At 65.4% G+C, this 13189-nt stretch carries 17 protein-coding genes; 10 read left to right on the top strand and 7 right to left on the bottom strand.

The window, feature by feature from the left end:
- Nucleotides 1-23 precede the first annotated feature (23 nt).
- On the bottom strand, nt 24-1265 hold the full coding sequence (locus tag IVA75_RS08635) for a hypothetical protein (RefSeq protein WP_247282616.1): 1242 nt from the start codon (nt 1263-1265) through the stop codon (nt 24-26).
- Nucleotides 1255-1389, bottom strand: coding sequence for an FAD-dependent oxidoreductase (locus tag IVA75_RS08630; RefSeq protein ID WP_247282615.1), 135 nt, complete (start codon nt 1387-1389; stop codon nt 1255-1257). The genes IVA75_RS08635 and IVA75_RS08630 overlap by 11 nt, the downstream gene beginning before the upstream one ends.
- Before the next feature lie 246 nt (nt 1390-1635).
- Here IVA75_RS08630 and IVA75_RS08625 point away from each other — a divergent pair, with 246 nt between their 5' ends.
- The 4 genes from IVA75_RS08625 to IVA75_RS08610 all read left to right on the top strand — a co-directional run bounded on the left by IVA75_RS08625 (nt 1636) and on the right by IVA75_RS08610 (nt 2987).
- Nucleotides 1636-1845, top strand: coding sequence for a hypothetical protein (locus tag IVA75_RS08625; RefSeq protein ID WP_247282614.1), 210 nt, complete (start codon nt 1636-1638; stop codon nt 1843-1845).
- Nucleotides 1846-1955: 110 nt separating this feature from the next.
- On the top strand, nt 1956-2135 hold the full coding sequence (locus IVA75_RS08620; protein ID WP_027568146.1) for a hypothetical protein: 180 nt from the start codon (nt 1956-1958) through the stop codon (nt 2133-2135).
- Nucleotides 2136-2376: 241 nt separating this feature from the next.
- The gene (locus IVA75_RS08615) at nt 2377-2589 is read left to right on the top strand and encodes a hypothetical protein (protein ID WP_247282613.1); all 213 of its coding nucleotides are present in this window, start codon (nt 2377-2379) and stop codon (nt 2587-2589) included.
- 104 nt (nt 2590-2693) lie between these two features.
- Nucleotides 2694-2987 (top strand): hypothetical protein, encoded by a 294-nt coding sequence (locus IVA75_RS08610; protein WP_247282612.1) that lies wholly within the window; start codon nt 2694-2696, stop codon nt 2985-2987.
- A gap of 243 nt (nt 2988-3230) precedes the next feature.
- On the opposite strand, the gene IVA75_RS08605 is transcribed toward IVA75_RS08610, so the two are convergent.
- Nucleotides 3231-3782 carry a TetR/AcrR family transcriptional regulator gene (locus IVA75_RS08605; protein ID WP_247282611.1) on the bottom strand — a complete coding sequence of 184 codons (552 nt, stop codon included), beginning with the start codon at nt 3780-3782 and terminating at the stop codon, nt 3231-3233.
- Nucleotides 3783-3911: 129 nt separating this feature from the next.
- On the opposite strand from IVA75_RS08605, the gene IVA75_RS08600 reads away from it, so the two are divergent.
- Nucleotides 3912-4769 (top strand): oxidoreductase, encoded by an 858-nt coding sequence (locus tag IVA75_RS08600; protein WP_027568150.1) that lies wholly within the window; start codon nt 3912-3914, stop codon nt 4767-4769.
- Nucleotides 4770-4776: 7 nt separating this feature from the next.
- Here the strand turns inward: IVA75_RS08600 and IVA75_RS08595 are convergent, their stop codons facing one another.
- Nucleotides 4777-5574, bottom strand: coding sequence for an adenylate/guanylate cyclase domain-containing protein (locus IVA75_RS08595; RefSeq protein WP_247282610.1), 798 nt, complete (start codon nt 5572-5574; stop codon nt 4777-4779).
- A gap of 116 nt (nt 5575-5690) precedes the next feature.
- Between IVA75_RS08595 and IVA75_RS08590 the strand changes: the two genes are divergently transcribed.
- Nucleotides 5691-6194 carry a hypothetical protein gene (locus IVA75_RS08590; RefSeq protein ID WP_247282609.1) on the top strand — a complete coding sequence of 168 codons (504 nt, stop codon included), beginning with the start codon at nt 5691-5693 and terminating at the stop codon, nt 6192-6194.
- Between the two features lie 21 nt (nt 6195-6215).
- On the opposite strand, the gene IVA75_RS08585 is transcribed toward IVA75_RS08590, so the two are convergent.
- The 3 genes from IVA75_RS08585 to IVA75_RS08575 all read right to left on the bottom strand — a co-directional run bounded on the left by IVA75_RS08585 (nt 6216) and on the right by IVA75_RS08575 (nt 10323).
- Nucleotides 6216-7403: an adenylate/guanylate cyclase domain-containing protein gene (locus tag IVA75_RS08585; RefSeq protein WP_247282608.1), complete on the bottom strand. Its 1188-nt coding sequence runs from the start codon at nt 7401-7403 to the stop codon at nt 6216-6218.
- A 141-nt stretch (nt 7404-7544) separates the two neighbouring features.
- Nucleotides 7545-8129, bottom strand: coding sequence for a HutD family protein (locus IVA75_RS08580; protein ID WP_027568154.1), 585 nt, complete (start codon nt 8127-8129; stop codon nt 7545-7547).
- Between the two features lie 103 nt (nt 8130-8232).
- Nucleotides 8233-10323, bottom strand: coding sequence for an adenylate/guanylate cyclase domain-containing protein (locus tag IVA75_RS08575; protein WP_247282607.1), 2091 nt, complete (start codon nt 10321-10323; stop codon nt 8233-8235).
- A 318-nt stretch (nt 10324-10641) separates the two neighbouring features.
- Here IVA75_RS08575 and IVA75_RS08570 point away from each other — a divergent pair, with 318 nt between their 5' ends.
- Genes IVA75_RS08570 through IVA75_RS08555 form a run of 4 tightly spaced genes read left to right on the top strand, consistent with a single transcriptional unit; the run spans nt 10642 to nt 13186 of the window.
- Nucleotides 10642-10947 (top strand): DUF2282 domain-containing protein, encoded by a 306-nt coding sequence (locus IVA75_RS08570; protein WP_247282606.1) that lies wholly within the window; start codon nt 10642-10644, stop codon nt 10945-10947.
- 46 nt (nt 10948-10993) lie between these two features.
- The gene (locus IVA75_RS08565; RefSeq protein ID WP_247282605.1) at nt 10994-11908 is read left to right on the top strand and encodes a DUF692 domain-containing protein; all 915 of its coding nucleotides are present in this window, start codon (nt 10994-10996) and stop codon (nt 11906-11908) included.
- Entirely contained in the window at nt 11898-12677 is a 780-nt protein-coding gene (locus IVA75_RS08560; protein WP_247282604.1) for a DNA-binding domain-containing protein, read from the top strand. Before IVA75_RS08565 ends, IVA75_RS08560 begins: the two co-directional genes overlap by 11 nt.
- Nucleotides 12677-13186: a DoxX family protein gene (locus IVA75_RS08555; RefSeq protein ID WP_247282603.1), complete on the top strand. Its 510-nt coding sequence runs from the start codon at nt 12677-12679 to the stop codon at nt 13184-13186. Before IVA75_RS08560 ends, IVA75_RS08555 begins: the two co-directional genes overlap by 1 nt.
- Nucleotides 13187-13189 lie beyond the last annotated feature (3 nt).

Below are 13189 nucleotides of genomic sequence, written 5' to 3'. Positions count from 1 at the left end.
GGGTTGATGACTGCCCCGCCGCGCTAATTCGCGCGGACCCCGCCGGCAAAGTGCTTCTCGACGATGTATTTCGAATGCACCACGATCGGCTCCACCAGCTCGAAGTCGGTGGCGCCGCCGACGTAGAACGTGCGGTCGGCGCCCTGCATGCGGGCGAGGTCGGCATAGATGCCGGTCTTGATCTGGTCCGGCGTGAAGTGCTGGAAATAGGTGAACTCGTCGAACGTGTGCCAGCGCGGCTGGCTGGTGTCGATCGTGCCGCCGAGCAGTTTGGTCAGGCGCTTGACCTCCGCGATGACCTCGTCGCCGGTCTGCTTGTCCCTGGGGCGGGTGTAGAACTGCGTGAACATGTTGCCGCTGTCCTGGAACTGCCGCGCGACCGCCCATGGCGTACCCTGTGCAGTGAGCGGCAGCACTGGCGCGACCGGCGCCTTCATCGTCATGTCGATCCAGAACGTCGTCATGCAGTACGGATTGAACGTGATCTCGTGATTCACTTTCTGCTCCGCGAGGTTGGGAGCAAGGCCGAGCTGCGTGAACACGTCCTTCGTCAACGGACAGGCGAGCACCAGATAGTCATAGAGCTTGCTGTCCTTGACGATCTTGAGGTCGTTCAGGTCCTGCTCGGGATACTCCATGTCGATCCGGACACCGGCCGCCGTGCGCTCGATCCTGGTGATGTTGACGTTGAGCCGGACGTTGAGGCGCCAGGACACCCGTTCCCACAGCCGCTGAAACCCGTCGGTGAAGCGCCGCGGCCAGCTCCCGATGATCCAGTTGACCGGGCCGAGCCCGAACACCATCGGAAAGAACGTCCGAACCGACATGTAGCGCAGCGCGTAGGGCGTCGCGATGTCATCGAGCTGGCCGTAGCCCATGATCGTGATCGGAAACTGGAACAGGGTGGCGAGCGGCATCAGATCCTGTTTTGCCAGCCAGGACTTGAAGTCGACGCAGAGCTCGGGACGCTCGTGGATCTTGTCGAGATAGTCCGGCGCGTCGATGACACCGCTCAGTTGCCAGCGGACATAGAGATATCGAACCGCCGCCCAGAGGAAGGTCCACAACGAGATCGTGGACTTGGCGTAGGGGTCGTAGAGCACGGCATCCCTGAGCGATCGGTAGGTGAAGCTGTTGCCATCCGGCGCGATGTCGATCGAGGTGTAGGGCTCCTCGGCATAGGTGGTCGCGCCGACCTCCGCCGCGATCTCCAGCGTCTCCTGGTAGGCCCAGGTGACGTAGTTGGCACCGAGGTCATAGCTCATGCTCCAGCACCGTAACGTTGTGAAACCCGTTCTTCGACAGGAACCATGCGGTCGACAGGCCCGCCGGGCCCGCGCCGATGATTGCAATGGTCGCGTGGCAGTCGACTGCGTCGATGCGGGTCATGGGTTTTCCAGGGTGAAGCGCGGATGTGTCGGGCCGATCCCGACGATGACGCCGTGACGCGGTGGCATCGTTCAACTTGAGATCAACCATGAGCCAGCATGCATACTGCTGGTTTTCTGGCGGCCGCGCAAGCTCTGGTTGTGATCGATTCCGTCATCCCGCAAATGGGAGCCGTCCCGGCGTGTGCAACCTCGATTGGCACTTCCGGCGGCAAGGCGCGTTGCGGTCTTGTCGAAGGAGATGCAGATGACCAAGACCGACGCGCAAGGCGCCAAGACCGGGACATCGCCGACGGATTCGGCAGCGCTCAACCCCGGCGATGAAGCCGCACCGGGAACGACGGGCACCGGCGAAGACGTGTGCCCCGATTGCCATGGCAAGGGGCGGATCGACGGCGCTCCCTGCGCGACGTGCGGCGGCAGCGGGACCGTGATCCGGGCCGTCGGTGGGGCCTGAGCAGCTCGGGGCGCTTGCGCCCGGCTGTGACTCTCGATCGCAGCTTCATTGTTCCAGCAACGAACAGCCTGCATCCGTGTTTTCGGATGCGAGACATAATGAGGCGCGCCATGACCAGGGATCCCGGACTGAAGCCCGACGATTTTCCCATCGAAGCCGACAAGGACAAGCTCAGGACCCACAAGGGCGAGCCGGTCGCCTCGGCCGAGTCGGAGAAGATCGCGGATCAGATCGCCGAACGGCTGAACGAGCATGCCCACCGGGAAGAGCAGGATCGTTGGTCGGCCTAGACGCTTCGCCTTGCCCGGCATCAATCCGGGAAGAGCAATGCCGATAGGAACGGCTTTGTAGGAACGACCTGGGCCGTTGCGTATTGGGCCGCGCCGGGTCCTTGCGATTCCGGCACTGGCGGCCTCGGCTCGAAGCCCCGCCCCCGGGCCACAGGCCGGGGCCGCCTGATGGGGATCAGCCCGTCATCTTAACCCGTCATGGAGCGCTGCGCGAAAGACCATGGAGGCGCCCACACCAGGGATGCAAAACCCGCTCCGACAGGCGCGGCTCTACGGCTACCTGATCGAACGGGAGGGCGCGCTGTTTCATCCCGGCGGCGGCCACCCGCTGTGCAGCGCAGGCATGACGCGACGCATGATCGAGGCTGGCTGGCTGGTGAAAGCCGGCGACCACTATGAGCTGACGCCGCAAGCGCAGGAAATGATCGCCTCGCGCGCGATGAGTCCGGGGTGAGTCGTCGGCGCTGGTGCGGCATTTCCGCCCCCGCGCAGGAACAGGTGCGTGCCGAGATCTTTGCCTCGACACGGTATGTCACGACGTCAGGCACAGGAGCGGACATGAAAAAGCTGGTTCTCGCGGGGCTCGTTGCGGCTCTCGCATTTCCTCCTGCCGCATTCGCGCAAGGCGCGGGTGCCTCCACGACCGGGTCGAGCATCGACTCGCCGGGCACCGGCGGCACGACGGGAGCGGGAGCCTCCAGCCTCAACACGTCATCGGACAACAATGGCGGCGGCGCGAACGCACCGGCCAAATCGTCGACGACGCGGCCAGGCGACAACGACACAAGGCAAACGCAAGGAGGCCAGCAGGCCATCCCAGGCTCCGGCTCCACGGGAGCGAACCGCAAATAGGCCCGCCGCGAACGATTGACCGATTGCCCTCACGCTAAAGGCCCGGATGATGATCCGGGCCTTGTCTCGTCACCACCAGGGATCCCAATAGGGCGGCGGAGCGTAGGCGTAAGGTACAGAATAGGCCCGCCGCACGACGCGCGGTCCATAATAGCCGTAGGGCGGGCCATAGTAGCGCGGGCCATAATAGGCATCGGCCCGGAATTTTATTCCGACCTTTCGGCGCCCCGCCGAGGCGCGCCCTCACCCCGCCAGCGACTTCCTCGTCGCGCGAAGAATATCGTCCGACAGCTTGGGATCGTCCACGGCGCGGGCGAGCACGAGGGCGCCAACCATGGATGCGGCCGCCGCGAGCGCCTTGTCCTCACGCTGCCGCGGCTTCAGCGTGGCGGCCATCCGGCTGCTCAGCAGGGCGATCGTGCCGCGCACGCCGGCGGTGAAGCGCGCTCTCAGGCCGCCGCCTTGACGTGACACCTCACAGGCGAGCGCAGCGAAGGGGCAGCCGGCGGCGGGATCGTCGCGATGCCCCGGCGATAGATATTGCGAAACATAGTCCTCGAGCGCGAACGCCTCGGGCAATTCCTGGCCTTTGGCCTCGATCGCATGGGCCACGGCTTCCTCGACCAGCCGCTCCTTGGAGCCGAACTGGCTGTACAGGCTGCCGTGCGTCATCCCGGCCGCCTCGGCGAGCGCGTCGACACCGACACCTGCGATGCCGCGCTCCCGCAGCAGGCGCGAGGCGGTCTCGAGAATATGCTCGCGATTTTTGGCGGCCTGTTCCTTTGAGACGCGCATGGGACTGATCCTTGGATGCCGGGATTGGGCACTGGGGCTTGACTTTTATAATTACGATCGTCATCTATATCAATAGTTACGATCGTAATCAAACGATTTCAGGCCCGGTAGTGGCGTCGGAGAGGCATTATGAACAGGATTACACCGAAGATCGCGCTGGTGACCGGCGCCTCCTCAGGCATCGGCCAGGCCACGGCGGAGCGGCTCGCGAACGCCGGCTACAAGGTGTTCGGCACCAGCAGGCGGGGCGCGCAGCCGGGCAAGCAGGCGTTCGAGATGCTGGCTCTCGACGTCACCAGCGATGCATCGGTGGAAGCCGCCGTCGGCGAAGTGATCCGGCGCGAGGGCCGCATCGACCTGCTCGTCAACAACGCCGGTTTCGGCGTTGCCCCTGCCGGCGCAGAAGAGAGCTCGATGGAGCAGGCGCGCGCGATTTTCGAGACGAACTTTTTCGGCCTGATCCGGATGACGCGCGCCGTGGTGCCGCACATGCGCCGCCAGGGAAATGGCCGCATCATCAATATCGGCTCGGTGCTCGGCTTTCTGCCGATGCCCTATGGCGCGCTCTATGCCGCGACCAAGCACGCGGTGGCGGGCTATTCGGAATCGCTCGACCATGAACTGCGCACGCGGGGCATCCGGGTCTCGGTGGTCGAGCCCGCCTATACCAAGACGCCGTTCGACGCGAACTTCATGGAGCCCGACGCCACGCTCGACGAATATCGCGAGGCCCGCGCCGGCGTGACCAAGCGGGTGAACGAGGTGATGGCGACGGCCGAACAACCCGGCGTGGTGGCCGAGACCGTGCTGAAGGCCGCGAGCGCGGCGCGCCCGCAACTCAAATACGCGGCCGGCAGCCTTGCGAAGCGCCTGCGATTGCTACGCAGGTTTGCGCCCGCAGCCCTGGTGGATGCCGGGATTCGAAAGGATTTGCGGCTCGATGCGACGGCGGCGCCGCAGCCCGCCCGCACCGCGCGGGCGTTCTGAGGGCGACTCAGCCCTCCACCCGCCACAGCCGCCAGCGCTCCGGCACGCCCTTGAGCTGGTGTACGCCGTGATCGGCGAAGCGGATCTCGGACTTCGGCGCCAGCAGCTCCTTCACCGCGCTGGAGACCAAGACCTCGCCGGCGCGTGCCTTGGCGGCGACGCGGGTGCCGATGTGAAAGGCGAGGCCGACCGCCTCGGTGCCGCTCACGGTGTATTCGCCCGCATGCAGGCCGACTCTGATCTCAAGGCCGAGCGTACGCACCGCCTTCTGGATCGCGGCCGCGCAACCGATGCCGGCAGCCGGCGTCTTGAACGTCGCCAGCACGCCGTCGCCCGTTGTCGTGACTTCCTTGCCGCGCGAATTCTTCAGCTCCTTGCGGACCGCCGCGTAATAATGGCCCATGATCTTGGTCCAGCGGACATCGCCGAGCTTTGCAGCCTTCGCGGTGGAGCCGACGATATCGACGATCAGGATCGTGGCGAGCGCTCGCTTGAGCTCGGTGTTGCCTGCGGCCGGTCGGCGCCGCAGCACGATCGCGCCGGCGAGAGGTTCATAGCGATGGTTGCGGCGCCGCGCGATCGCCGCCTTGGCGTAATCCTGGGCACGCTGCGCGCTGCCGCAGCGAATTGTCTTCTCCTGCGGCAGACGGGTCCAGTAGACCTTGCGTCCGTCGCCTGCGCCCTGGACCTCCACGGCGCCCCATTTCAGGAGGATCGCCGTGCCAACGCGCCGGACACACCACGCCTTCGACGTGTAACCCGATACGTTCGACTGATGGACTCCGATGCGGAGGAATTTTGGCATGAACGTGCGGCCGATCGAAGCAACGTTTGGGCGACCCAGGGTCAAGCGTAGTGACACACTCCGGCATTGGCAATACGATCCGCGGTCTAGACCTGTTCATTTCAAACCAGTGCAATATGCAAAACTATTTCCGCGCTTCTTATGAAGCCGCCCTGTTGTCGGCCGCGCTCGCAATCGTCGTCTTGCCCGACATGGCGCGTGCGCAGTCGGGAAGCGCCGGCGGCAGCATCGGCAATGACGAAAAATCGCTGTCCGGTTCGCGCGAGACGCCGCGGACGGCCGAGCCTTCGAAGCCGGCACGGCGCAGCAAGCCCGCGGACGACGAGCCGCGCCGCGCGCCGCAAAAGAGCGGCGGAGGCAGCAATCTCGACGGAGCATGGGTTCTAACCAGTGTCGGCACGCCCTGCGGCACCTCCTCCGACACGGTGGTCATCACCGGCGGCAAGTTGGTCGGACAGTACGGCACCGCTCAAGTCAGTCCGAACGGCTCCACCTCCGGGGTCGGTGCCGCCGGAAGCCTGACCTGGACCATGTCCGGGCGGTTCTCAGGCCGCAGCGGCTCCGGGTCGTTCCGGCGATCCGATGGATGCGTCGGAAGCTGGACCGGATCGAAACAGTGATCGTCGCATATCGGCTTTGCCTCACCCCTGATACGCAAACAGCTCGATCGGCTCGCTGAAGCCGCGCACACCGTGCTCGCCAACGCGCTCCAGATCGAACTGGCCGCCGACGAGATCGGCGAAGTCGCGTGACAGCAGCACCGTCTTTCCCAATTGCTTGGTCAAGGCTTCGAGGCGCGAGGCCATGTTGACGGCGGGACCGATCACGGTGAAGTCGAGCCGGGTGGACGATCCGATATTGCCGTACATGACGTCGCCGACATGGACGCCGATGCCGTAGTTCAGCGGCGCGCGGCCGGTGCCGTCGTTGCGCGCGTTCAACGCGATCATGGCCTGACGGGCTTCGGTCACGGCATGCAGCAGGTTTGCGCCGGCCTCGGGCTCGCTCAGCGGAAAGATGGCGAGCAGGCCGTCACCGATGAATTTCAGGATCTCGCCGCCATGCCGCGCGATCGGCTCCGACATCGCGTCGAAATAGTCGTTGAGCAGATCGATGACGTCGTCGCGCGGCCAATTGTCGGAAATCTTGGTGAACTCGCGCAGATCGCAGATCATGATCGCGGCACGCACCGTCGTGCCGGTGCCGCGCCGCGTGGCGCCGGCCAGGATGAGCTCGCCGGCATGGGAGCCGACATAGGTCTCGAGCAGCGTTCGCGCCAGCCGGTTCTTGATGCGGATCTCGCTGACCAGCGCCAGCACCGGCAATATGTTCTTGAGGGCGGCGACATGGGCGTCGTCGAAACCGCCGGGCCTGTCGGTCGCGAAAGTGACGAGATGGCGCTTGCCGAGCGTATGATAGAGCGGCCAGGCCACATAGTCGGTCAGGCCCTGCGCGCGCATCTCGCGATAGAGCGCGTGCTTGCGGCCGAGCGCTGGGTCCTGCTCGAGATTCTCGCGCACCTCGGTTGCGCCGTCGAACATTTCGTTGGCGGGACTGCCGATGTATTCGGACCGCTCGCGGACGTCGTAGTCGACCCGCGCAATCTCCGCCTCGCGCATGCCTTCGGCCCACATGAAGCGGGCGCCCAGCCATTGCGGATGCTGGATCAGCACGTGAACCGTCGACCGCGCCAGCGGAATGCCGGCCTGCTGAAGCCGGATGCACATCTCGGCAAAGATCTTGTCAATGAAGCGCTCGTCGCGCGTGCCGTTGATCAGCCAATCGACGACACCGTCGGATAGCGTGGCGTTCTTGTCTCGCGCGGTCATATCTGCCCGTTCATATCGTGGCTGCCCATATCGTGCTCTGGGCAGCGGCTGCATCAGGGCAGATATCGTGCTCCGGCGCGACGGCGTCAACCTAGCCAGTTGCACGGATTGTGCGCACCGCTCCGGCGGCGGGAACGCGGTTCAGCCGACGATCTGAATAGAGCTCAGCACGGCCAGCCCCGACACAAGCGCAAGCGTCGACGCCCCCGTCAGTTCAACCTTCAACGTGTTTTCGTGCGAAATCGAAAAATCCGTGCCGTCGAGACGGATGCCGCAGTCGCCGCGCGCCGCATAGATCAGATGCGTGCCGGCGGACAACCGCCGCTCGCCGGGCGCCTTAAGCGCTTCGAGCTCAAGCGCCACCGCACCGCGCCGGCCCATCAAATTCACCACCTCGACTGGCCCTTCCTCGAGCCTGGTCACGATCTCGAGTTCGCCGGTGAATCGCACCGTCGTGAACGGCTCGCGCTCGTCGAATTCCTGGGTGGGCGATTTCAGCACCAGCCCGCGGCCGCCGACCACCATTTGCAAACGGTCGATGCCGGGCATATGGGAGAACGGCCCGGGTGCCACGATTGGCGTGGCCGCGAAGCGCCACAGCAGGCTGTCCCAATCCTTCACATTGGACTCAGCGCGATGGGCATCCGCGATATCGGTAAAGATGCCGCCGCCGTTCTTCCAGGGCGAGCGGGTATAGTCTTCGGATTTCAGCAGTGTGGTTTTCATGAATTGAGGTGGTCCGGGAGCGCGAGAGGGCGGGTGTCAGTTACGTATCATGCAGGCAGAATCGTCGCCAGCTCTCGTCCGTCAGCACGCCAATCTTTCGCGACTACTTCGTCGTCAGTGCCGCGACCGGGCGCCACGCAAGATCAGGCGCGCTCTCAACCAACTGCCGGCAGCGGTCGCGCATCAGTTCAGCAGGGCGATCCGGGCCGCGCATATTCAGCACGGCTTCGAAATCAGCGAGTGCAGCCGCAAAATGGCGCCCGCGGTAGTTAGCGAGGCCCTGTTCATAGCGTACGATCCAATCAAGCCTCTCCCCGCCGCTCTCCCCGGCAAGTCCGATCAATTCGTAGACCGCAAAGCCCTCCTCACGTCCATACACGGCGATGCTGTCGATCTCGCGCGTGACGATGGCGCCGCGTGCGAGACGTTCGGTCGCTTCGCCAATGAGGATTTGCGTGCCGTAGGATTTGTTGGCGCCCTCGAGGCGGCTCGCGACGTTCACGGCATCGCCGATCACGGTATAGTTCAGGCGCAGCTCGGAACCGATATTGCCGACCAACATGCGGCCGGAATTGATACCGATCCGGATCTGGAGCGGCTGGCCAAGATCGTCGGCAAGGCCCGAGGCCGCGATCGCCCTGCAACAGCCGAGCGCCGCACGGCAGCAGCGTAGCGCGTGGTCGGCCTGCGGCTGCGGCGCGCCCCAGAACGCCATGACGGCGTCGCCGATGAACTTGTCGATGGTGCCGCCATTGGCGACGACGGCCTCGGAGGCGAGGTCGAGATAGCGCGACAACAACGGCACCACGCGATCGCCCAGCCGCTCGGACAGCCCGGTGAAGCCGGCGATGTCGACGAACATCACGCTGAGCTCCTGCATGCTGCCACCTGGCCTTGCCTCGACGCCCTGGCGCAACAGCGAGCGGACCAGATCGGCCGGGATGAACTTGCGAAACGCGGACAGGCCGGCCGCCATCTCGGCGATCGCGCCGGACAGGCTCGCGATCTCCTTGAGCCGCGACGGATGGCGGCGGACCTGCTCCAGTGCGAAGGCTTCGACATGGCGGAGCTCGCCGACGACGCGCGACAGCGGTGCGGCGATGACGGAACGCGCCAGCATCGCCGAGGCCAACGCTGCGAGCACGGCGCCGATGCCAAGGCCGATGATCAGGCGGCGCAATGTCGTCTCGACCGGACCGAGGAACTCGGCCTCGGGGATCACGGTTGCGAGCGACCAGCCGGGAAACGGCAGCGGCGTGAGCGCCACTTCGTAAGCGCCGCCAGCCGATGTCAGCCGACTTCGCCAGGCTTCCTTCCGGCCATCCTCGCCCGCCTTCACGAGTGCCATCCGCGCCAGCGGTAGCAGCGTCGTATCGCCCTTCGCAGCGTGCAGCTCGTCGGCGTCCTTGTCGGGCGCCGCGATCAGCTCGCCGCTGCCGTCGATGATGAAAGCCGTTCCGGTGCGCCCGACCTCGAGCTGGGACAGGAAGCGCGCGAGCCTGGTGTACTCGATGATGACCGCGAGCACGCCCTGCCGCTCCTGGTAGACGTCGATCGGACCGGCAAAGGCAATCGATGGCCGCTCGCCGGTCGGATGGTCCATGACCTTGAACCACTCCGGCTCCCCGGCCGCCAGCCCGGTCTTGAACCAGGCGCGATCGGCGAGGCGAAAATCGGTCGGCTCGAAACGGCGATTGGCGAATTCGATATCGCCGGGCACCACCTCGTATTCGTCGATGCGGCGCTGGCCGGCATGATCGGTCAGCGAGATCTCCATCATCTCCAGGCGGCGGTCGCCGAGCTTGTGCGCGGCGAAGAAGGTCCCGTCGGGCCAGCCAAAGGCGACCCAGGAGATCGTCGCCTGCGACTGCAGTTGCGACAGGAACACGAATTCGCGCTTGTCGGCCTCGCGGGTGTCGAGCACGTTCTGCAAGAACAGCGTTCGAATGGCGGTGTGGGCCGCACGCGCCTCGTCCACAATCGCGGCGACCTCCTTGCGGACAGCGGCCACGATCTGCTCGTTGATGGTCGATGCGAGCTGCCGGCTCGCCGCCTCCGCCGTGCGCCACCACAACAGGCTGGAGAGGGCGGCGGTCAAAAGGATCGCGGTCAGGACCAGCGCCGAGACGGCGAGGCGGATGCTGACCGTCAGCTTCGCGATCGCGCGCAGGTGCCGTCCGGGATCAACATTCATAGCTGTTTCCGTTCTCCGGCAAAGCGGCGACCGACCATCTCCTATTACCGCTCTACGTGGCACGCGTGCATTCGTTACCTGTGGCAGGCGCCGCGCGTCGCCGCCAATGCTCTCCGGCTAAGGTCTCGATAGAGACTAGGCATTGGATTGACCGGCCCGTCACCCGCTAATCCGATCCAAGCGCACAGCCCGTGCGCCCATCTAACGGCCTCACGAACTCGTGACCTGCTCGATCGGTAACGCGAGCGGCTGCGGGGCGAACCGAACAAGGCGCTCTTCGCCTGCCAGGCGATGCCATCTCGAACAGGAGAAACTTCGATGTCTGCCAAACTTGCCGTGACCACGCTCGTTCTCGCCGGCGCCATGTCGACCGCACTTGTCACGCTGGCCACTGCTGCTCCGCTGACCAAGGCCGAGGGCGACGCGGCCGTCGCCGCCAAGAAGGAAAAATGCTTCGGCGTCGCGCTGAAGGGCCAGAACGATTGCGCGGCCGGACCGGGCACGACCTGCCAAGGCACCTCGACCGCTGACTTCCAGGGCAATGCATGGAAATTCGTCCAGGGCGGCACCTGCACCAGCATCGACCTGCCGGGTGGCAAGAAGGGCTCGCTCAAGCCGGTGTGACGCGCTGCGTCGCGACCATCACAACAAGGAACAGCGGAGAGAAACCATGACGACGGCAATCGCGCCTGACATGTCTGCGGTGCCCCTCCGCTATTCCGCGCCGATCGGCGGCGTCGCCGGGACCAGCTTCAAGCCTGAACATCTTCAGGCGATCCTGGGCGCGAAACCACAACGCGGCTTCTTCGAGGTCCACGCCGAGAACTACATGGGCGCAGGCGGACCGCCGCACCGCGCGCTGGAAGCGATCCGCCGCGACCATCCCCTCTCACTGCATGGCGTGTGCATGTCGATCGGCGGACCACAGCCGCTCGACAAGGCGCATCTGGCCCGCTTTCGCGGACTGGTGGCACGTTACCAGCCCGCGCTGGTATCCGAGCATCTCGCCTGGTCGACGCATGAGACCAGCTTCTTCAACGATCTGTTGCCGCTGCCCTACACCGCGGCAACGCTCCGGAACGTCTGCGATCACATCGATCAGGTACAGGACGCGATCCGCCGCCCGCTGCTGCTGGAAAACCCGTCGACCTATGTCGCCTTTCGCGAATCGTCGATGAGCGAGACCGATTTCATCCGCACTGTTGCCGAGCGGACCGGCTGCGGGCTGCTGCTCGACATCAACAATGTATTCGTATCAGCGACCAATCACGGCTTCTCGGCACTCGACTACCTCGCGGACTTTCCGCTGCCGCGCGTCGAAGAGATCCATCTCGCCGGCCATGCCAAGCAGGTCGACGACGAAGGCGATCTGCTGCTGATCGACAGCCATGACGGCCCGGTCGCGGACGCCGTGTGGAAGCTGTACGAGATCGTCGTCCGGCGCCGCGGCGGCGTGCCGACGCTGATCGAGTGGGACAGCAAGATCCCGGACTGGGCGGTCCTGCGAGCGGAGGCGGCCGCTGCGCAGGCGATCCTCGACCGTTGCCGCCCGGTCGGGCTGACGGGAGATCGTCATGCCGCCTGAGCCTGACCTTTGCTTTGCCGCAGCCTTTGCACCGGCGCTGCTGGACCCGGTGCGCCCTGCGCCCGAGATCGTGACCGGCCCGAACGGCAAGGCACCTGGCAAGCGCTACGATGTCTACCGCAACAACGTCACGGTCAGCCTGATCGACGCGCTCGCCGCGATCTATCCGGCGGTGCAGCGCATCACCGGCGCCGACTTCTTCCGCGCCATGGCGCGCTTCCACGTTCGCCTGACGCCACCGATCTCACCGCTGCTGTTCGACTACGGCCGCGACTTCCCGGTCTTCATCGCGCAATATGAACATGCGCAGATGATGCCATGGCTCGCAGATGTCGCCCGCATCGAGCGAGCCTGGCTCGATGCCTATCACGCCGCCGACGCCGCACCGCTGTCGCCGGAGCAGCTTGCCGCGGTTGCGCCGGATCGGCTGGGCGATCTCGTTCTCCTACCGCACCCGGCGACGAGAATCGTGCGGTCGCAATTCGCGGCGGTGACGATATTCGCCGCCAACCGCGACACGTCGCCGGTCGGGCGCATCGGCGCTGCGACACCGGAAGACGCGTTGGTCACGCGCGCCGAATTCGATGTCGTGGTCCGGCACCTGCCGCCGGGCGGCGCAGCATTCGCGAGCAGCCTGATGTCGGGTCGGCCGCTCGGCGAGGCCGCCGCACGCGCGCTGGACGCGGCGGCCGACTTCGACATCGCTTCCAACATCACCGGCCTGATCGAGGCGGGCGCCTTCACCTCGATCGCTTTCGGAGACGTCTGATGATCACGGACCAACGCATGCAGGCGGGCGGCGGCCTGCCCTCCCTCGGACTCCTCGTCGACAAGGCCAATCATCTCGTGCAGACCATCGCCTCGCCGTCAGTCGTTCAGCTCGTGCTCCGCATCGCGCTGGCGGTGCCGTTCTGGCGTTCCGGCATGCTCAAATGGGCAGGCTTCCTCAAGCTCAACGACACCGCCGTGACCTTGTTCAGCGACGAGTTCATGCTGCATCTGCCGGGCGGGCCCTATCACTATCCGGCGCCGACCGTCATGGCCTTTCTCTCCGGATGCGGGGAAATCATGTTCCCGATCCTCCTCCTGCTCGGCCTCGGCACGCGGTTTGCGGCGCTCGGACTGCTGTTCATGACTGTCATCGTCGAGCTGACCGTGCCTGACGGCTGGCCGATCCACATCACCTGGGCGGCGATGGCGCTCGGCATCATGGCCTACGGGCCGGGACGCGTCTCGCTGGACCACCTGATCAGCGGAGCGCGCGCTCCTGGGCCATAGGTG

Origin of the sequence: Bradyrhizobium sp. 134, from assembly GCF_023074155.1 — a bacterium.
GTDB lineage: Bacteria > Pseudomonadota > Alphaproteobacteria > Rhizobiales > Xanthobacteraceae > Bradyrhizobium.
The sequence above is the reverse complement of the archived record's forward strand: the minus strand, read 5'-3'. Positions and strand labels throughout refer to the sequence as shown.